The sequence below is a fragment of the Amycolatopsis albidoflavus genome (assembly GCF_039525725.1).
GTDB classification, from domain to species: domain Bacteria; phylum Actinomycetota; class Actinomycetes; order Mycobacteriales; family Pseudonocardiaceae; genus Amycolatopsis; species Amycolatopsis albidoflava.
The window spans coordinates 826,503-845,132 of sequence record NZ_BAAAHV010000012.1; the positions used below are offsets into that span (position 1 = coordinate 826,503).

Annotated in this window: 14 protein-coding genes and 1 pseudogene; 7 read left to right on the forward strand and 8 right to left on the reverse strand. The window is 72.1% G+C overall.

The window, feature by feature from the left end:
• Positions 1 to 59: 59 nt before the first annotated feature.
• Positions 60 to 1,226 carry an AI-2E family transporter gene (locus ABD156_RS22060; protein ID WP_344276648.1) on the forward strand — a complete coding sequence of 389 codons (1,167 nt, stop codon included), beginning with the start codon at positions 60 to 62 and terminating at the stop codon, positions 1,224 to 1,226.
• 6 nt (positions 1,227 to 1,232) lie between these two features.
• Here the strand turns inward: ABD156_RS22060 and ABD156_RS22065 are convergent, their stop codons facing one another.
• Positions 1,233 to 3,776, reverse strand: a complete 2,544-nt coding sequence (locus ABD156_RS22065; protein WP_344276651.1) for a winged helix-turn-helix domain-containing protein — start codon at positions 3,774 to 3,776, stop codon at positions 1,233 to 1,235.
• A 102-nt stretch (positions 3,777 to 3,878) separates the two neighbouring features.
• Positions 3,879 to 4,340 (reverse strand): DUF7144 family membrane protein, encoded by a 462-nt coding sequence (locus tag ABD156_RS22070; protein ID WP_344276654.1) that lies wholly within the window; start codon positions 4,338 to 4,340, stop codon positions 3,879 to 3,881.
• 197 nt (positions 4,341 to 4,537) lie between these two features.
• Between ABD156_RS22070 and ABD156_RS22075 the strand changes: the two genes are divergently transcribed.
• Together ABD156_RS22075 and ABD156_RS22080 are read left to right on the forward strand one after the other, a co-directional pair.
• Positions 4,538 to 5,044: a DUF1269 domain-containing protein gene (locus ABD156_RS22075; RefSeq protein WP_344276657.1), complete on the forward strand. Its 507-nt coding sequence runs from the start codon at positions 4,538 to 4,540 to the stop codon at positions 5,042 to 5,044.
• A gap of 282 nt (positions 5,045 to 5,326) precedes the next feature.
• The gene (locus tag ABD156_RS22080) at positions 5,327 to 6,679 is read left to right on the forward strand and encodes a DUF2252 domain-containing protein (RefSeq protein WP_344276660.1); all 1,353 of its coding nucleotides are present in this window, start codon (positions 5,327 to 5,329) and stop codon (positions 6,677 to 6,679) included.
• Positions 6,680 to 6,688: 9 nt separating this feature from the next.
• Here the strand turns inward: ABD156_RS22080 and ABD156_RS22085 are convergent, their stop codons facing one another.
• The gene (locus ABD156_RS22085; protein WP_344276663.1) at positions 6,689 to 6,925 is read right to left on the reverse strand and encodes a hypothetical protein; all 237 of its coding nucleotides are present in this window, start codon (positions 6,923 to 6,925) and stop codon (positions 6,689 to 6,691) included.
• A 26-nt stretch (positions 6,926 to 6,951) separates the two neighbouring features.
• Positions 6,952 to 7,281, reverse strand: coding sequence for a hypothetical protein (locus ABD156_RS22090; protein ID WP_344276667.1), 330 nt, complete (start codon positions 7,279 to 7,281; stop codon positions 6,952 to 6,954).
• A 118-nt stretch (positions 7,282 to 7,399) separates the two neighbouring features.
• Between ABD156_RS22090 and ABD156_RS22095 the strand changes: the two genes are divergently transcribed.
• The 3 genes and pseudogenes from ABD156_RS22095 to ABD156_RS22105 all read left to right on the forward strand — a co-directional run.
• Positions 7,400 to 10,054: a winged helix-turn-helix domain-containing protein gene (locus ABD156_RS22095; protein WP_344276670.1), complete on the forward strand. Its 2,655-nt coding sequence runs from the start codon at positions 7,400 to 7,402 to the stop codon at positions 10,052 to 10,054.
• 103 nt (positions 10,055 to 10,157) lie between these two features.
• A complete protein-coding gene (locus ABD156_RS22100) occupies positions 10,158 to 10,517 on the forward strand; it encodes an SHOCT domain-containing protein (RefSeq protein ID WP_344276673.1) in 360 nt (119 codons plus the stop codon).
• A gap of 179 nt (positions 10,518 to 10,696) precedes the next feature.
• Positions 10,697 to 10,930, forward strand: a pseudogene (locus tag ABD156_RS22105) (ion channel); the annotation flags it as partial.
• 87 nt (positions 10,931 to 11,017) lie between these two features.
• Here the strand turns inward: ABD156_RS22105 and ABD156_RS22110 are convergent.
• Positions 11,018 to 12,418: an MFS transporter gene (locus ABD156_RS22110; RefSeq protein ID WP_344276676.1), complete on the reverse strand. Its 1,401-nt coding sequence runs from the start codon at positions 12,416 to 12,418 to the stop codon at positions 11,018 to 11,020.
• A gap of 138 nt (positions 12,419 to 12,556) precedes the next feature.
• Between ABD156_RS22110 and ABD156_RS22115 the strand changes: the two genes are divergently transcribed.
• Positions 12,557 to 14,371, forward strand: coding sequence for a glycoside hydrolase family 15 protein (locus ABD156_RS22115; RefSeq protein WP_344276679.1), 1,815 nt, complete (start codon positions 12,557 to 12,559; stop codon positions 14,369 to 14,371).
• Between the two features lie 6 nt (positions 14,372 to 14,377).
• On the opposite strand, the gene ABD156_RS22120 is transcribed toward ABD156_RS22115, so the two are convergent.
• From ABD156_RS22120 to ABD156_RS22130, 3 genes are all read right to left on the reverse strand, one after another.
• Complete coding sequence (locus ABD156_RS22120; protein ID WP_344276682.1) at positions 14,378 to 16,402, reverse strand: hypothetical protein; 2,025 nt, start codon at positions 16,400 to 16,402, stop codon at positions 14,378 to 14,380.
• 37 nt (positions 16,403 to 16,439) lie between these two features.
• A complete protein-coding gene (locus ABD156_RS22125) occupies positions 16,440 to 17,681 on the reverse strand; it encodes an ATP-grasp domain-containing protein (protein WP_344276685.1) in 1,242 nt (413 codons plus the stop codon).
• Positions 17,682 to 17,837: 156 nt separating this feature from the next.
• A complete protein-coding gene (locus tag ABD156_RS22130) occupies positions 17,838 to 18,596 on the reverse strand; it encodes a nucleotidyltransferase domain-containing protein (protein WP_344276688.1) in 759 nt (252 codons plus the stop codon).
• Positions 18,597 to 18,630 lie beyond the last annotated feature (34 nt).

Below are 18,630 nucleotides of genomic sequence, written 5' to 3' on the forward strand. Positions count from 1 at the left end.
GGGTGAAGACCCGACCTCCGCGCCCGGGCACAGTGGGGCCTGTCTCGGGAGGGATTCGCATGGTGCGAGCGTCGTTCACCGATTTCCCGGCTCGCCGGTTCCGCAAGTCCAGGCTCGCACGTCCCCACCTCGCCGGCCGAGAAGGCGAAGGCGCGCAACCGCGACTGCCGCCGGTCCTGCCCGAGTGCGAGGCGAACAAAACCCCGCTTCCCCGCGCGCTCGTCGTGCTGCTCGGCGCTGCCGCCGCGACAGTCGTGCTCGCCGGGGTGCAAGCCATCGCCTGGCTCGTCGCGCCGGTGTTTCTCGCGCTGGTCGTGGTAATCACCCTCGATCCGGTGCGAACCTGGTTGCGGGACAAGGGGTTGCCGCGCTGGCTAACCGTTACCGTGCTGGTCGTCGCTGTCTACGCGGTTCTGCTGGTTTTCTTCCTCGTCGTCGTGGTGTCTGTCGCGCAGTTGTCCGCGCTGGCTCCCCGCTACGCCGGACGGGTCGACGAGCTGCTGCACGACGGGCTGGCCACGCTCGGGGTCGGCGAAGCGCAGGTGCGCGGCATGCTTTCCTCCGTCGATGCCGGAAAACTCGTCCAGCTGGCCGGTTCTGTGCTCGCGAGCGCGGGCAAGCTGGTCACGAATCTCGCCTTCCTCTTCGGCCTTTTGCTGTTCCTCAGCGCCGAAACCGCCTGGGCTGGCCAACGCATGAGGCGCATCGCACGCGACCGGCCGTGGATTTCCGAGGCGCTGCGCGGTTTCGTCAAGAGCACGCGGCGATACCTGCTCGTGACGACAGTGTTCGGCGGGCTCGTGGCGGCGCTCGACACGGCGGCGCTGGCGCTGATCGGCGTTCCGGGTGCGATACTGTGGGGGCTGCTTTCCTTCGTCACCAACTACATTCCCAACGTGGGCTTCGTGATCGGGGTGGCCCCGCCCGCGGTGATCGCGCTCCTCGACCACGGCTGGCGCGGCCTGACCGTGGTGCTCGCCGTGTACCTCGTGCTGAACTTCGTGGTGCAGTCGCTGATCCAGCCCCGGTTCGTCGCCGGTTCGGTCGGACTGTCCACTGTGGTCACCGTACTGGCGCTGGTGTTCTGGACCTGGCTGCTCGGCCCGCTCGGCGCGGTCCTCGCGGTGCCGGCGACCCTGCTGGCCAAGGCGCTGCTGGTGGACGTCGATCCGCGGGCGCGCTGGGCCGACGCGCTGCTGTCTGCTCCGCGCCGCTACGACGGCTGAGCGTCGTCAGGTCAGGCCGTGCCGCCGGGCGACCACGACGGCGGAGCGCCGGTTGTTCACACCGAGCTTTCCGTAGATGGCCCGCACGTGGGTTTTGACGGTGTTGACCGAAACAGTGAGGTCGGACGCGATCTCGTCCAGCGAACGCTGAGACGGCAGACGCTGCAGCACCACCTGCTCGCGATCGGTCAGATCGCTGGGCGGAGCGTGCGGGACGAGCCTGCCGCGGACGGTCTGCGCGAACCGGTCGAGCGAGCCGAATCCGCCGGAGTGCCCGATCAGCAGGTCCCGGACCGCGGGCTCGGCGAGCGCGAACGGCCGCACCAGGCCGTTCGGGCGGGCGAGCGCGAGGGCCTGGTCGAGGGCTTGGAGGGCTTTGGTCCGGCGGTGCGAGCGCAGGCCGAGCGCGGTTTCGGCCAGGCAGCGGTCCACCGGGGTGGCGGGGAGCAGCGCGATCGCCGACGCCGTTTCCCGCAGCACGGCTTCGGCCGCGGCGGTTTCGTCGGCGGCGAGGTGGGCGCGGATCCGCAGGACAGCCAGTTCTCCGCTGCCTGGCAGCCGATCCTGCGCCCAGGCCAGGACTTCCGTCGCGTGCAACGCTTCGCCGAGAGCCAGCGCCACGTGCTGCTCGGCGACCGCGCACGCCCCGACGAGTTCGCGGGACAGGTCCAAGGCCGCGAGCTGCCAGCGCGCCGCGCGCATGAGCTGAGAGCCCGCCGTCCGGTCGCCCTCGTCGAAGCGCGCGACGCCTTCGAAGAACTCCCGCAACGGCACCAGCAACGGTGCCGAACCAGGCACCTCGGCCGCGGTTGCCTGGGCCAGTTCCCGCGCCGCAGCAGCCGGTTCAGCGCGCATGAGTTCGTCGTAGGCGAGCAACAAGCGGCACTCGGCCACGCCCGGGGTGCGCTGCCAATCGTGTCGGCGCGCGACTGCGAGCGCCCCGGTACACGCGCGGCGCGTCGCGGGGTGTTTTCCGCCGACCGCGCTGGCGACCGCCAGTGCCAGCCTGCTGTGCAGCACGAGGTGGTCCAGCCGCTCGCCACTCGCCAGGCGCAGTGCTTCCCGGGCCTGCGTGGCCGCGTGACGGCGCGCGCCTCGGTGCAGCGAACGCCACGCGCGATCGAGATGGGCCCAGGCGTCGAACGCCGGGTACCCCGCCGCGGAAGGTTCCGCTCCGGCTGGGCGTTCCCCCTTCATCGCGGCCAGATGCCGGACGGCGAGCGGCCACCAGTCGCCACCGCCCTCGTCGCCGAGATCGGACTCCGCTTCGGTGAGCCGTCCGCCTTGGATGTTCTCGAGCGCGGACGCCAGCCGCAGCGACGGGTTCGCGGCGACCGTCGCGCTGCCGAGGCTGTCGAGCGCGGCGCGCACCGGTTCCCCGTCCCCTGCCAGCACTTGGCGCACAGCCCGGTCCCGGGCCAGCGCGAGGACGTACTCGCGGTCGTGTCCCTCGACCGCGTGCCGGAGTGCCTCCCCGAATCGTCCCTCGCCGGCGTGCCATCGCGCGGCGATCCCGTGCAGCCGCGGCACCCGTGACGGGTCCCGCCGCTCCAGTTCGGCTTGCAGGAAACCACGCAGCAGCGGGAAAAACTGGTAGCTGTCGGCCGGGGTGCGCGCGACCAGGCCCCACGCGCGCTCGAGTTCGTCCAATCGCGCGCCGGCGTCCCGGCGGCCGGACAGGCGGACCGCGAGGGCCGCCGAAACCGCGTCGCAGATGCTGAGGCACAGCAACAGATCCGTCGTGGCCGCGGGCAGGTGTGCGAGCACTTCGTCGGCGAAAAACCGCGCCACGGCCCGGTCGTCGCCGGTGACGGAGTCGACCGCGGAGTCCTCCGCTTCGCGCACCGAAACCGCCGTCCAGCCGAGTGCCGCGGCCCAGCCCGCGGTGCGCTCGGCGAGATCCCGGACGCGTTCGTCGTCCGCTGAAGCCCCGGCGGCCCGCAGCAGGCTCGCCGTTTCCTTCGCGGTGAACCGGAGTTCGGCCGCGTCCACCCGGGACAGCACGTCTTCGAACTGCAGGCGGGCCAGCCGCAGCGGCGGCTCGACCCGGGTGGACAGCACCAGGCGCAGCGCGGGCGGCAGATGGCGGGCCAGCGCCGCGAGCGCTTCCAGTGCCTCGGGGCTCCGGATCTCCTGCAGGTCGTCCAGGATCAGCCGCGCCGGACCGGCTTCGCAGGCGAGCGCGTCGTCGAGGTCGGCCAGGAACGCCCGCCGCAGCCCGGGCGGCGGCGGGCGCAACCGGCGCAGCGCGCTGTCCTCCGCGCGATCCCGCCGCAACGCCCCGAGAATCGCCTCCCACAAACGGCTTTCTTCGTTGTCGTCCTCGTCCAGCGACACCCAGGCGACCGCGCGGCCGACCCCGGCCCAGGCGGCCAGCGCCGTGGTCTTGCCCGCCCCGGCAGGCGCCCGGACCAGGGTGACCGGCCGCACGACCGCGCGGCAGAACAGCACGTCCAGCCGGGGGCGGGGGACGAAGATCCCCGGCAGCCGCGGCACCGCGACCTTCGCGCCGGGGACCGGCCGGGACCGGGTCGTCGTTCGAGCGGGCACGTCGAACCTCTCGGCTGTCGGGAGATTTCGCCCCCGGCTCCCGCGGCCGGCGCCGGGGGCGAGGCCACGACTGTACTGAGCGCCGGGGACGGGGCCGCCGGGTCACCAGATTTCGACAGCGGCCTCGTCTCCGTGCACGATGACGGCCCAGATCACCAGGATGTCGAGAGCGATCACGATCGCGCCCCAGAACGGGTACGCGGACAGGAAGGCCAGCTGTGCCAGCGCGTTGAAGCCGGCGAGCGCTACGGTGCAGACCCGGGCCCACTGCGCGCCGGAGAACAGCGCGATCCCGGTCAGCACGACGAGGACTCCGACGATCAGGTGGACCCAGCCCCAGCCGGCCAGGGAGAAGACGAGCAGGCCGGACGGGCCGACGACGTAGTAGTGCCGGTCGACCAGCGCGACCAGGCCTTCCACCGTGGTGAACAGTCCGGCGAGGACGGTGATCGTCCCGGCGAACCAGATCCAGCCGGTCCGGCGCGTCCGGGCGGCGGCCCGCTCCGGCGGGAACGGCGGCCGGGCTCCGACGTTTCCGGCGGGCGGGTGCGTGCGTTCGGTCATGGGTTCTCTTCCTCGTTCGTCGACGGGCTGCGGACCCGGGCGATCCTGGTCGGCTCCCGCGCCGCCGGGCCTCGCCCGCCTCAGGTGAGATCAGGAGCCGCCGCGGGTCCCCGCCTTTCACCCGGCCCGGGCGACGCCAGGCGCCGCCGGAGGCGAAACAGTGCGGCGGACCACCGATCCCGGAGCGAGGAGACGTCATGGCCACGTTGACCGTATGGAGGTTCCCGACCGTCGACGGCGCGGAAAACGCACTGGATCTGCTGCAGCGGCTGCAGAAGCAGCAGCTGATCTCGATCGCCGACGCGGCGCGGGTGAGCTGGCCGGAGGGCCGGAAGAAGCCGAAGACCAAGGAACTCGGCTCGCTGGCCGGGGCCGGCGCGCTGGGCGGGACGTTCTGGGGCCTGCTGTTCGGCCTGATCTTCCTCGTCCCGCTGCTGGGCGCGGCCGTCGGCGCGGCGATCGGCGCGCTGACCGGATCGCTGCGGCACGTCGGGATCGACGAGGAGTTCGTCGACACCGTGCGGACCCAGGTCACGCCCGGCACGTCGGCGCTGTTCGTCATGTCGGACAACGCGGTGCTGGACCGGGTCGCCGAGCCGTTCAAGGAAACCGGGGCCACGCTGCTGACGACCAATCTGTCCGACGAGGAGGAAGCCCGGCTGCGCGCCGCTTTCGGGGAGTCCCCGGAGCACGAGCAGCTCTAGCACGCGCGAACCGCGGGCCCTCGCCGAACCGTTCGGCGAGGGCCCGCTCGCGTCCGTTCGGTCCATTGTGCTCGGCAGCACGGGCGAACGCCGTTGCGGCGCGGGCGAGACCGCGGCGGCGCCCCCGAACGTCGCCGCGGCCTCCCGCCGGAGGCGGACCCCGCACCTGCACCGTCCACTCTGCGGGCCCGCCCGCCTTCCGTCGTCACCCGCCTCGGATGACTCCGCTTCACCCCCGGCGGGCGACGCCGTGCTCCGGTCGCCGGGCCGACGATCCGTCCCATGCCCCTCACCGACAATGACCCCGGCGTGCGGCTCGCCCGCGCTCGTGCCGCGCGCGCCGCCGTGCCCGCCGCCTGCCACGCGGAGTTTCCCAGTACCGTCCTGCGCGCCGATCCCCTCGCCCTGCTGGCGCGCCAGGATTCCGGCCGGGTCCCGGAACTGCTGCCACTGCGCTACACCCGGCTGGCCGCCTCGCCGCTCGCGTATTTCCGCGGCTCCGCGCTGCCCGCCGCGGCGGATCTCGCCGCCACGCCGCGGACCGGATTCGCGGTCCAGGCCTGCGGAGACGCCCAGCTGGCCAATTTCGGCCTGTTCGCCGCGCAGGGCCGCCGGCTGGTGTTCGACTTCGCCGACTTCGACGAAACCCTGCGCGCGCCCTGGGAATGGGACGTCAAACGGCTCGCCGCGAGCTTCGAAGTCACCGGGCGCGAGATCGGGCACCCCGCCGCGCAACGCAGGCGCACGGTGCTGGCCGCGGTCGAGTCGTACCGGCTGGCGATGCACGAGTTCGCGCGCCGCGCCCCGCTCGAGATCTTCTTCGCCCCTCCCGACGCCAGAACGCTGCGCACGGTCGCGGCACATCGCCTCGGCCCCGCCGGGCGGCGCGCCGCCGAGGCCTTCCGGCACACCGAAATCCGCGACGGACAGCTGAAACTCGCCGCCCGCGCACCGTGGGCGCTCGCGGCAGGACGCCTTGGCGGGGACGGCGATCCGGCGACGCTCGCTGATCGCCTCTGCGCCGTGCTCAAGCGTTACCGGCGCACGCTCGGCTCCGCGCGACGGGCCATGCTGGACCGTTACCGGCTGGCCGACGCGGCGCGCACAGTGCCGGGACAGACCGGTTCCGGCACCCGCTGCTGGGTCGCCCTGCTCGTCCGGACGGACACCGGAGACCCGCTTCTCCTGCAGCTGAAGGAAGCCCGGCCGTCGGTACTGCAGGAGTACACCGGCGCTTCCGCACTGGACAGTCCCGGCAGACGCGTGGTCACCGGGCAACGGCTGATCCAGGCCGCCGGCGACGTTTTCCTCGGCTGGGCGCACTCCCCCGGTTTCGACGGCCCGGCCCGCGACTTCCACGTCCGCAGGCTGCGCGACGACCGCAGCCGCGGCGACGTCGCGACGATGACCCCGGACGTCCTGCGGGCCAACGCCCGGCTGTGCGGATGGACGGTGGCCAAGGCGCACGCGCGCACCGGCGACGCGCTCGCGATCGCCGCGTATCTCGGCTCCGGGCCGGGTTTCGCCGAGGCCGTCCGGGAATTCTCGACGGCCTGCGCCGACCAGAACGAACGCGACCACGCCGCGCTGCGGCGGGCGATCCGGCTCGGCCGCGTCGCGGCGGCCGGGTCGTGACGGACCGCCTCACCCGAGCGCGCGGTGCTCCGTCCGGGGGACTTCGCGGACCCGATGGACGGATTCGACGTGCATCCCGAGCGATTCGAGCCGGCACAGGATTCGCGGAAGGTCCCCGGGATCGGCGACGGTGCCGAACACAATCGTTTCCGGCGGAACGGGGACCACGAGCACGTCGCGGAAATCGGCGGCGCTTTCGGCGGCTCCTCCCGGAATGGCGCCGCAGCCGCGGAAAACGTAATTCATGCGGAAACCCGGGACGGCGGGCGCGCTCATCGGCGGCCGCCGTCCCGCCCCGCCGCGTGCCACGCGAAGCCGACGACAGCCAGATCGAGCAGCACCACGAACGCCGACCAGCCGTGCGGCGGCAGGAAAACCAGCCGCGCGACCAGGTCCGCAGCGGCGCGGAGGCCGGCCCGGACCCGGGCGGGCGAGACCAGCGAGGCGAGCGCCACGGTCAGCCCGAGCACCGCTGTCCCGGCGCTGAGCGAGCCCGTCCGCACCAGGTCGAGCACCACGACCTCGCCCGGCCCGAGCCAGAAGAACTGCGTGCAGCCGAATCGCGGACGGCCGCCCGCCGAGGAATTGCCGCGTATTTTCACCCGCCCCACGATTCTGCCGCCGGACGCCGTTTTCCTCGCCCGCAGCGGATGAGCCGCTGTTCGCGCCTGGCACAATCCGCCGGAATCGCCCGGAACCGACCGCGAAGGAGAATTGCGCATGCGCCGACGCCTCGACGTCTCGCTCCGAAGACAAGTGCCGAGAACCAAAGTCGCCGTTCCCGGCCCTCCCGCGGACCTCGTGTCGCGGCCGCGACTGCTCGCGGTCCTCGACCGCGCGGCCGAGGCCGCCCTCGTGTTCGTCGGGGCCCCGGCCGGATTCGGCAAGACCGTGCTGCTGGCCGAATGGGCGCGCCGCCGGGGTCGCGGCGCGGTCGCGTGGCTGTCCGCGGACGCCGACGACAACGACGACCGGCTTTTCTGGTCCGCGGTCCTCGAAGCGCTCGGCCGCTGCGGCCGGTTCCCCGACGGCGATCCGTTGCGGTTCCTCGCGGTGCCCGAGTCCCCGAGCACCGATCTCGCGTTCCTGGCCGAACTCGCCGACGCGCTCGACACGCTGAGCGAACCCGTCGTGCTCGTGCTGGACAGCGCGCACGAGATCACCTCGCCCGAGCCGTGGCGCGGGTTGCGGGCGCTGGTGCGCCACCAGCCCGCCGGACTGTGCCTCGCGGTTTCGAGCAGGCGGGAGCCGCCGTTGCCGCTGGGCCGGGCCCGGCTCGCGGACCGGCTCGTCGAAATCGGAGCCGAGCGGCTGCGGTTCACCGCCGGAGAGGCCGAAACGCTGTTCGCCGCCGCCGACGCGGCGATCCCCCGGGACGAGGTCGCGCCGCTGGTCGACCGGACCGGCGGCTGGCCGGCCGGGCTGCGCCTCGCGGCGGCGTCCGCGTCCCGGCACGGCAGCCTGTGGGACTTCGACACCGGACGCGACAGCGCCGCGCTCGCCTACCTGACCGACGAGGTCCTCGCCCCGCTTTCGGCGGCGCAGCGGGAACTGCTGCGGACGATCAGCGTCTGCGACGACGTCCCGGCCGGGCTCGCTCCGGCGCTGTGCGGGCGGGCCGACGCGGAGGCGATGCTCCACGAATTGAGCGGGCCGTCCGTCCGGGCAGTCGACTCCGGCGGCACCCCGCCGCACCGCTGCGTCACGCCGTTGCTGCGGACCTACCTGCGGGCGGAACTGCAGCGGCGGGCTCCGGACCGGGCGCGGTCGCTGCACGCGACGGCCGCGCGCTGGTTCGCCGAGCACGACCGGCCCGCGTCCGCCTTGCCGCACAGCGTCCACGCGGGCGATCCGGGCCAGGTCGGCGAACTGCTGCGGGCGCACGCGGTTCCGCTGTTCCTCGCCGGTGAGCACCAGATCCTGCGTCTGGCACTCGCCGCGGTGGAAGACCGCCGGGTCGCGGCCGATCCGCTGGCGGCGCTGATCTCGGCCTCGCTGAGTCTCGAAGCCGCCGAGACCTCAGCGGCCTCCCTCCAGCTCGCCTGGGCGGACGCCGCGTGGCCGGACCAGCCGGCAGCGGAGCTGACCGTTCTGCGGCAGCTGGCACAGTCCCGGCTCGCCCAGCTCGACCGCACCCCGGCGCACGCTGAGCGCGCGGCGGAACAGATCGACGAAGGGACCGCGCTGGACAGCCTCGCCGCCGCGCACCGGGCCGGTGCACTCGCAATCCGCGGCGAGCGCGAAGAAGCCCGACGATCGTTGGAGCGCCTCCTCGCCGCGGCGGAAGGACTCGGGCAGGAGTTCACGGTCGCCCATTGCCTCGCCGCGCTCGCCGAGATCGCCTGCCACGACGGCAATTACCCGGAGATGGACCGGCTCGCCCGCCGAGTCGGGACAGTGCAGCCGCGCCAGGATTCCCCGCAGTCGTTCCAGCGCGCGCAAGCAGCGGCCCTGCTGGCGTACGGCGCGCTGGTGCGCGGCGAGCCCGCTGACTGTGTCGCGCACGCGAAACGGGTCGGGCAATTGCTCGGCGACGCGCCCGCGCGGGCGGCCCGCGCTCTGCGGCTGCTCGCGGAAACGTTGCGCGGTGCCGCCGAATTCGAGCTCGGCGGCTGGCACTCCGGGCTGCGGCGGATGCGCCGGGCCCGCCGCCGTCTCGGTACCGGCCGGTCCTGCCCGGCCCGCCACGCGGTCCTGTGCGCCGTCCTCGAACACCGCGCGGCGCTGCGGCTGGGAGCGGCCGGCCAGGCCAAGGAAGCCGTTCGCTGGGCTGCACCCGCGCTCGCCGGTTCAGGCGAGGAATTGCTCGTGCGGGCCCGGACCCAGTTGCGGCTCGGCCGTCACCACGGGGCGAGTTCCGTGCTGCGTTCCCTCGCGGAGGACGAGGCACCCATGACGCTCCCGTGGGCGGCCGTCGAGGCGACGCTGGTCGGAGTGCAGGCCGCGCTGGCCGCCGGGGCGCCGGAGCGGGCGGCCCGGCTGCTCGACGACGCCCTGCGCGCGGCCGAACCCGCCGGGGTCCGCTTCCCGTTCGTCTTCGCCCCGCCCGATCTCGTCGGGTTCCTGACCAGCAGGCTCGGCGCGCTCGGCACCGGCGAGCGGTTCGCCGGGGAAATCCTCGCGGTGCGGCGCGGGCTGCGCACCCCGCCGATGCCGGAGCCGCTGACCGAACGCGAACGCAGCGTCCTGCGCCTGCTGCCGACCCAGCGGTCGATCGACGAGATCGCCGAAGACCTGACCGTCTCGCCCAACACCGTCAAGACGCACGTCCGCGGGATCTACGCGAAGCTCGCCGTCCGCAGCAGACGGGACGCGGTCGCGATCGCGCAGGAACACGGACTGCTCGACGCGGAGGTCCCCGACTTCGCCGGATAGCGCCCGCCCCACCCGCGGCGGGCGAGGCGGGCGCGTCCGCGATCCGGTCGGGTGGGGCGGGCACGGGCCCGTGCGGCCCCCGATCGACGGCGAGGAGAAGTCCATGACCCTGGCGAGCGCGGAATACTTGAACGTGCTGGCGACGATGCTGGTGTTCTTCTGCTGGGCCGCGTGGTTCGGCCTGTTGTTCGTGGCCATCGGCGACCTCTGCCGCCGCTCCGACGCCTCCGGCTGGGCCAAAGCGGGCTGGACCCTGCTGATGCTCGTGCTGCCGGTCCTCGGCGTCCTGCTCTACTTCGGCATCGAGGGCCGGCGACTGCGCGACCGGCGGCGAGCGCGCTCTGTGTCCACATCGGACACTATGAGCGCGGCCCAGATCGCCGAGGCCCGGCGGCTGCTGGACGACGGCGTCATCACCGACGCGGAATACCAGACCCTGATGCGGAAAGCGCTCGCCCCGTGACCGCGTCTCGGCGGTGGCGGTTCGTCCACCTCGCGGTGCTCCGGCCGCTGCTCACGGTCACCGCGCTGGTCTGTCTCTACTATCTGCTCCCGGTCGGCCAGCCGTTGCGGCCGTGGACGTTGACTGTGCTGGTCGCCGGGCTCGCGCTCGTGGTGCTGCTGGTCGTCGGCGAGGTGCGGATGATCCTGCGCTCGCCGTTCCCGGCCGGGCAGGGCGTCCAGGCGCTGGCGCTCGTCGTCCCGTTGTTCCTGTTGCTGTTCGCGAACGGCTACTACGTGCTCGGCCGGGGATCTTTCAACGCCGGCCTGACGCGCACCGACGCGCTGTACTTCACGGTCACGGTGTTCAGCTCCGTCGGATTCGGCGACATCGCCCCGGTTTCCGCGACGGCCCGGGTGCTGGTGACCCTCCAGATGGTCGCCGACCTGGTCGTGCTCGGCGTGGTGCTGCGGGTGATCGTGGCCGCGGTGCGCCGCCGCCGACCGTCCACAAGAGACAACTCATTCCGCGGCAGGCAGGAACAGCGCCGCGACGAGACCGGCCACCGCCGCGACGACCAAGGTCGCGAGGGCGAGCGCGAAGGACCGGTCGCCGAGATGCGGCGTCCCGGCCAGAACGGAACCGGCCAGCGCGGTCCCGACCGACGAGCCGAGGTTGGACACGCTGCGCGAGACCCCGGAAATGTCGCCCTGGGCCGAGTCCGGGAAGCGGGACTGCACCAGGTTCGCCGACGCCGTGAGCATGATCCCAACGCCGGCGCCGAGCAGGAACAGCCCGGGCGCCGCGCTCGCCACGCCCGAATCGGCGCGCACCAGCACAAGCACGAGGACCAATCCGGCGACGGCGAGGACGAAGCCGATGCGGATCAGCCACCGCTGCGAGTGCCGCCGCGCCATCCGGCCCGCAGCGGCCGAAGCGGCGAGGATGCCGATCGTCGCGGGTGTCAGCAGCAACCCGGTTTCGATCGCGTCGCAGCCGCGGACCTCCTGCAGAAAGACAGCCAGCACGAAGAACGCGCCCTGCAGAACGAGCCATTGCACGTGCTGGGTCGCCAAACCGAGCCCGGTGGTCCGGTCGCGGAAAAGCCCTGACGGCACCAACGGCTCCCGCCCGGCCCGTTCGCGCGCGCGGACGTGGACGAAGAACAGGACCAAGAGCACCGCACCGATTCCGGCGAACAGCCAGACCGGCGAGACGCTTCCCGCCGGAATCAGCACAACCCCGGCGACGGCGAAGTCCGCCCGGGAGACCAGCCAGCCGTACGAACCCGATTGCAGGACACCGAAAACGACGAAGAACAGCCCCGCCGCCGACAGGAGCGCGCCGCCCACGTCGAACCGCTTCTCGCGGGGCGGCGCGGGCGGTTCGGCGACGCGCAGGGCCAGCAGGACGATGAGCCCGACCAGCAACACCTGCAGCAGGAACGACGCGCGCCAGCCGAGCCACGTCGTGACCAGGCCGCCGAGCAGCGGACCGGCCGCCGCGCCGAGCGCGCCCGCCCCGCTGACCACGCCCAACGCTCGCGCGCGGGCCGCGAGGTCCGGGCTGGTCACGGTGACCAGGATGTAGATCGGCGGGATCATCAGCGCCGAGCCGATCCCTTCCAGCAGCGAGTAGCCGACGATCAGCATCCCCGGCCCGTGCGCGAGCGAAGCCAGCAGCGCGCCGGTGCCGTAAACGCCGAGGCCGGCCAGGAAACACCGCTTGCGGCCCAGCAGGTCGCTCAGTTTGCTGCCCGGCACCATCAGCGACGCCATGGTCAGCGTGAACACCGTGATCGCCGTCTGCACGCCGAGCACGGTGGTGCCGAGATCCGCGGCGACGGCGCTGACGGCGACGGTCATGGTGGTGGCCGCGTAACTCGCGACGAATTGGGCGAGGGCCAAGGGCAGCACGATCATCGGCGGGCCTTCCTGCTCGGGTGCCGCACACGGTGGCGCGGCGGCGGCCGGGCCACCTCACCCCGCGCGGATGAGGCGGCCCCGGCCCGCTCCGGCGACCGTGCGGACGAGGAAACCGTTGCCCCGAAGGAGAAAGCCATGACCGAGACCACGATCGCCGAGCACGCGCTGATCGGCGACCTGCAGACCGCCGCGCTGGTGACCACCGACGGGTCGATCGACTGGTTCTGCGCGCCGCGGTTCGATTCGGCGTCGGTCTTCGGCGCCCTGCTCGACGACGAACGCGGCGGCCGGTTCCGCGTCCGCCCGGCGGGCGCCTGCGCGAGCTCGCAGATGTACCACCCGGACACCGCGGTGCTGATCACCCGGTTCTCCGGCCCGGACGGCATCGGCGAGGTCGTCGACTTCATGCCGCCGTGCGGCGACGCGCCCGTCGAGCGGCACCGGATCGCCCGGCTCGTGCGCTGCGTCCGCGGCCGGATGACCTTCGACGTGCTGGTCGCGCCCCGCTTCGACTACGGCCGCCGTCCGCACCGGGCGATGCTCGTCAAGAACGGAGCCGTGTTCACCGCGCCCGGGATGTCATTGGTGCTGCACGCGGTTCGCGAGCCGGGCGACGAGCAGCTCGCCGACGCGCGCGTCGAAGGCGAGGATGTGCATCTGCGGGTGGCTCTCGACGCGGGCCAGGTCCGCGGGGTCGTGCTCGAGACCGGAGCCGACGCGCCGCCGCGAGAGATCGGCGTCGCCGAGTTCACCGCGCTTTTCGAGTCCACAGTGGACTGGTGGCGCGGCTGGCTCGCCCGCTCCTCCTATCGCGGCCGCTGGCGGGAAATCGTGGCCCGTTCGGCGATCACGCTCAAACTGCTCACCTACGCCCCGACCGGCGGGCTGGTCGCCGCGCCCACGCTCGGGCTGCCCGAGCAGATCGGCGGCGAACGCAACTGGGACTACCGCTACACCTGGGTCCGCGACGCGTCGTTCTCGGTCTCGGCGTTGCTGGCTCTCGGATTCGCCGAGGAGGCGGCCCGGTTCGGGAACTGGCTCGGCGACCGCATCCGGGAAGGCGACGGCGGGGCCAGCGGACCGCTCGCCGTCCTGTACCGGGTGGACGGCACGTCGGACCTGCGGGAGGAACGCCTCGCGCACTGGTCCGGGCACCGCGGGTCAAGCCCGGTCCGGATCGGCAACGCCGCGTCCGGGCAGCTGCAACTCGACATCTACGGCGAAGCCCTCGACAGCGTCTACGCCGCCGACCGCGCGGGATTCGAACTGCCGCACCAGGGCTGGACCGCGCTCCGCGCCGCGCTCGACTGGCTCGGCGACCACTGGGACCAGCCCGAGGAAGGCATCTGGGAAACCCGCGGCGGCCGGAAACGCTTCACCTACGGCCGCCTGATGAGCTGGGTCGCCTTCGACCGCGCCATCCGGCTCGCGGACACGCACGGCCGCCCCGCCCCGGTCGAGGACTGGACCTGGCAGCGCGACAGCATCCACAGCCAGATCCTCAGCCGAAGCTGGCACCGCACGCGCAACGCCTTCGTCCAGCACGACACCGGCGACGAACTGGACGCGGCCCTGCTTCGCATGCCCCGCACCGGTTTCCTCCCGGCCAAGGACCCGCTGTGGCTCTCGACGCTCGACGCGATCAAGGCCGATCTGGTCACCGACAGCCTGGTCTACCGCTACGACCCGGTCGTGTCCCCGGACGGGCTCGCCGGCGGGGAAGGCACGTTTTCGTTGTGCAGCTTCGATTACGTCGACGCGCTGACCCGCGCCGGACGGCTTGAGGAAGCTCGCACAGCGTTCGAGAAAATGCTGACCTACGCCAACCACGTCGGCCTCTACGCCGAAGAAATCGCCCCCACCGGCGAGCAACTCGGCAACTTCCCCCAAGCCTTCACCCACCTGGCACTCATCGACGCCGCAGTCACCCTCGACACCGCACTCGGCTGACCGCCCTCAGGTCCGCGGCCGAGCCGCCTGCAAAGTCCCCGCAGGCAGCCGATCCGCTCCCCAGCTCCGCTCGACGTAACCGAGAATCCGCTCGACATCCTCGGCGGGCACCTTCTCCGGCTCCCCGTGCTCCCGCGGGTCGACATGGAAGATGTACAACCGGGACGCGAACTGGTCGAACGGCAGCGAAGCCTCGCCGAACCGCTCGCCGTTGCCCGCGGTCGAGACCACGACGCCGTCGCCCCAGTCCTGGCCGCTGTCGTTGTTCGGGTTGTAGAAGTACACCCGCATGACGTCCTCGGGGTCCGGGGCCGTGCGCAGGATCGTGATCGCGTGCCAGCCGACGTAGCGGGCCGCGCTGTCGGTGACCGCGATGCCGGCCGGCTGCGGGTGGATCAGCGGCTGGTCGCCGTTGTAGGCCGGGTGGTAGCTCGCGTGGAACTGCCGCAGGAAATCGTCCGGGTCGACCAGTTTGCCGGTGGCGACGTCGACGTTGATCCGGAATCCCCGCGACGCCCACCAGCCGTGGAACTCGGGGTTGACCCAGCGGTGCGGGTCGCCGGGGCGGTCGGCGCAGCGGCGGCCCATCTCCGCGTAGATCCGGTCGAGATGCGGCACGACCAGCGACGACACCGGGTCCAGGTCGGCGGGCAGCTCGGCGGACAGGCCGGCGCCGCTTTCCTTCGACGAGACCGGCTGTCCCTCGAAGTGCATGACGACCTCGTCGTCGCGCGCCGCCCACACCACGACCTGCAGCAGGTAGTCCGGGTCGTTGTAGGCCCACATCGACAACGCGCGCGCCGACTGGCAGGTCGGGTTGTCGCCCTGCCCGACCCCGAGCGGCTGGCCCAGCATCGAGAGCACGCCCGCGAGCAGCCGCGCCTCGGGTCCCGGCTGGTCGCCGAACACGAGCGTCAGCCGTTCCCGCGCGGCGGGCGACAGCTCCAGCGCCAGCTGCCGCCACAACGCGGGCACCACCGGCGGCTCGTACAGAATGCCGCGGTCGAGCAGCAGCGCGAGCCCGTAGACGCACTGCGCGGTCTGCGGGTGCACGGCCTCCTCGATCAGCCGGTGGGCCAGGTCGTGATAGCGCAGCAGGCAGTTCCGGCCCACGTCGGACAACCCGAGCGCCTCGCCGAGCAGGTAGTCGCTCTCGTGCGCCAGGTACCGCAGCAGTTCGGCGTGATACGGCGACACCAGGCCGGTGTCGTGCATGGCCCGGGCGAACCCGGCCGCCTCGTACTGCAGGCTCGCCGCGTCCATCGCCTCGAGCCGGGACCGGAACACGTCGACGCCCGGGTCCTCCCGGCAGGCCTCGGTGGTCCCGAACAGGCTGGTGATGAGCCGGTCGAGCCCCTGCACCGAGGACCCGCCGAGGTCGACGTCCGGATCGCCGCGGTAGATCGAGATCCGGGTGATCAGCGAGCGGACCTGGTCGACCTGGATCGGGCGCTGGCGCAGGATCCGCCAGATCTCCTCGACCACCTTGTCCAGGATGCTGTCGTAGCCGATCTGGTCGGCCAGGTACCGCAGCAGGTCCCGGATCAGCTGCGCGGTCCGGCCCTGCCTCGTCCGCTCGGCCTCGCTGGGCGGGGTGAACAGCAGCTCCAGGTTCGCCCCGAGCACCTGCGACAGGAACACGCGGGCGTCCTCGGCCGACAGCGTCGGATGCTCGTAGTCGCCGCACGCGACCGCCAGCATCCGCAGTTCGCTGGTCGCCTCGATCACCACGGTGTCGGTGTTCCCGCTGTGCAGGCCCGGGCCGACCAGCGCGGGGATGAGGATCTCCGGGGTGTCCCAGTCGGTGTCCTGGAAGACCCCGGCCTCCTCCAGCGCCCGCGCCCTCGCCCGGACCGCCGCCGCGCCGTCCGGCTGGAGCAGCACGCGCCGCAGCGCCTCCAGCACCCGCCGCAGCTTCGTGTGCTTGCCGAAGTCGCGGGTCGCGGCCATCGCCGCTACAGCGTCGTCCAGCGACGCCACGCGTTTGGCCAGCGTCGCATTCGTGCCGGTGACGTCGGCGTTCGGCTCCAAGTGCGTCCTTCGGTCGGGGTGGCGGACACGTCGTGGGTCAGACGTAGAAGTCCAGTTCTTCCTGTTCCTTCAGCAGGTCGCGCATCCGGTAGGCATCTTCCCCGAAGAAGTACAGCAGACCCCAGTGCGTGCCGAACGCGGTCCTCTTCGTCACCGTCTCTTCCAGCGGCGCGGTCAGGTCGTGCGACTCGTAGTAGTCGTCGTCCTCGGTCTGTTGCGGGATCCGCAACTCGCTGACCACGCGGCGGCGCGGGTACACGCCGAAGCAGCCCGCAACGCCGGTCGCGTCGACGACCTCCCTCGGGAAGAAGGCGTCGATCTCCTCCTCGGTCGTCTTCGGGTCGAAGGACAGGACCAGCGCCTGGTAGGCGTTGAAGCCGTAGGCCCGTTCGAGCAGCTCGAAGACCTTGAACCCCGGCGGCCGGTAGGCGACCTCGCCGAAGTACATCTCGCCGTCGCTGGTGACGAAGTACTCCGGGTGCACGAAGCCGAACTCGATGTCGAAGGTCTTGACGAGCTTCTCGATCTGCTCGGTGATCTGCGGCCGGTACCGCTCCAGCTCCGGGGTCGCCGGCACGAACACCGAGTACCCGAGCGTGACGTACTCCGAGATGTTCAGGAACTTGACCTTGCCGCCGTGGATCCACGCCTCGACGGCGAACTCCCAGCCGTCCAGATGCGACTCCATCAGGACCGGGAACTCCTCGTCCGGGATCGAGTCGATCTCGTCCGGGGTGCGGATGACGCGGTGGCCGAGGCAGCCCGCCTTGTCGAACGCCTTGAGGTGGATCGGGTCGTTCGGGTCGCCGTCGAGCTTGAGCAGCGTCTGGTTGACCCGCTTGAGGAACCGGACCACGTCGTCGCGGGCGTGCGCCTCCTCGAAGATCCCGACCCGGATGCCGCCGAGCTGCGCGCGCCGCTTCATCAGCGCCTTGTCCCGCAGCAGCATGGCCTGGCCGAACAGGCGCGGGTTGTCCATCAGCACCGAGTTGATCGCCCCCGCCCATTCGACGGTCTCCTCGAACAGCGGGATGGCGACGTCGACGCCTTCCTCGTGCAGGATCTCGGCGATCTCCATCGAACGGTCGTTGAGCCGCTCGAAGTTCCACAGCAGGTACGGGATGTCGTGCTCGACGCAGTACTTCTCCGCCCAGTCCGGGGCGACCACGACGTAGCGCCGGTCGAACCGGTCGAGCGCCTCGACCGCGTTGAGCGACCAGCCGAGCAGCGCTACGTATCCCTTGTCCGGATCCTTCGCGATCGGCTCGGACTCCTGCATAAAGCGTTCCTCCGTTCAGCACGCGCGGACTCGCCACGGCGTGGCGGCCACAGCCGTGCTGAAGTCATATACCCGTAACCGGCGGAATGAAACGGAGCCGTCCCGCTCAGCAAGGATCAGCACACGGGAACGGTTGTGCCGCAAGGCTTTCCCGGGCTACGCGGCCCCGCCTGCCCGCTCGAGCAACGCACACGCCGTCGCGAACGCCCCCTCCAGGTCGTGTCCCATCCCGGTCACCACGTCGTCGAGCCCGCGCAACCCCGCCCGTTCCAGCAAGGTTTTCTCGTTCGTCACCCACTCCCCGCGCGCGGCCAGCACCCCGTGCCCGGTCTGCATCGCCGCCACGCCAACCGAAGCCGCGGTTTCCGTGACCCGCCCGTGCCGCACATACGCCGTCTTGGCGTACTCCAAAGTCCGCTCCGCCGAAGCACGCCAGAACTTGGGCGCGTTCTCCCGCAACAGTTCCGGGTACACCGGCCGCGGCAGCTCCCCGCGCAGCACCCGGTTCAGCGCCAGCTCCGCCACCACCAGGTAGCTCGGGATCCCGGCCAGGTGGAACGCCAGCGGCTCCCAGCGGACCCGGCCCTTCTCCGCCTCCGCGAGCTCGTGCTCGACCACGTCCAGGTCGCGGTAGTGCACGTCCACCGGCCGCCCCTGGACAGTCAGCCACGCGCCGCCGTTGAACACCCCGCCGCCCCATTCGCCGAGGCCGGACACCTCGCCGGGCAGGCCGAGCGCGCGCAGGTCGTCCGGGTCGAAGGTGCCGCGGTAGTACACCGCGTAGTCCCAGTCGCTGTCCGGGCGGTGGGTTCCGCGCGCCCGCGAGCCGCCCAGCGCCACCGCCTCGACTCCGGGCAAACCGGACAGCAGCTCCGCCACGTGGTCGGCGAACGTTTCCTCGTCGTTTTCCCGCATCAGGAGAAGATGCCATGAATCTCTGCCAAGATCG

Excerpts from the sequence above, each read along its gene's own strand:
- ABD156_RS22060 (WP_344276648.1), top strand. The coding sequence starts at position 60 with ATGGTGCGAGCGTCGTTCACCGATTTCCCGGCTCGCCGGTTCCGCAAG.
- ABD156_RS22070 (WP_344276654.1), bottom strand. The coding sequence starts at position 4,340 with ATGACCGAACGCACGCACCCGCCCGCCGGAAACGTCGGAGCCCGGCCG.
- ABD156_RS22075 (WP_344276657.1), top strand. The coding sequence starts at position 4,538 with ATGGCCACGTTGACCGTATGGAGGTTCCCGACCGTCGACGGCGCGGAA.
- ABD156_RS22080 (WP_344276660.1), top strand. The coding sequence starts at position 5,327 with ATGCCCCTCACCGACAATGACCCCGGCGTGCGGCTCGCCCGCGCTCGT.
- ABD156_RS22085 (WP_344276663.1), bottom strand. The coding sequence starts at position 6,925 with ATGAATTACGTTTTCCGCGGCTGCGGCGCCATTCCGGGAGGAGCCGCC.
- ABD156_RS22095 (WP_344276670.1), top strand. The coding sequence starts at position 7,400 with ATGCGCCGACGCCTCGACGTCTCGCTCCGAAGACAAGTGCCGAGAACC.
- ABD156_RS22100 (WP_344276673.1), top strand. The coding sequence starts at position 10,158 with ATGACCCTGGCGAGCGCGGAATACTTGAACGTGCTGGCGACGATGCTG.
- ABD156_RS22110 (WP_344276676.1), bottom strand. The coding sequence starts at position 12,418 with ATGATCGTGCTGCCCTTGGCCCTCGCCCAATTCGTCGCGAGTTACGCG.
- ABD156_RS22115 (WP_344276679.1), top strand. The coding sequence starts at position 12,557 with ATGACCGAGACCACGATCGCCGAGCACGCGCTGATCGGCGACCTGCAG.
- ABD156_RS22125 (WP_344276685.1), bottom strand. The coding sequence starts at position 17,681 with ATGCAGGAGTCCGAGCCGATCGCGAAGGATCCGGACAAGGGATACGTA.
- ABD156_RS22130 (WP_344276688.1), bottom strand. The coding sequence starts at position 18,596 with ATGCGGGAAAACGACGAGGAAACGTTCGCCGACCACGTGGCGGAGCTG.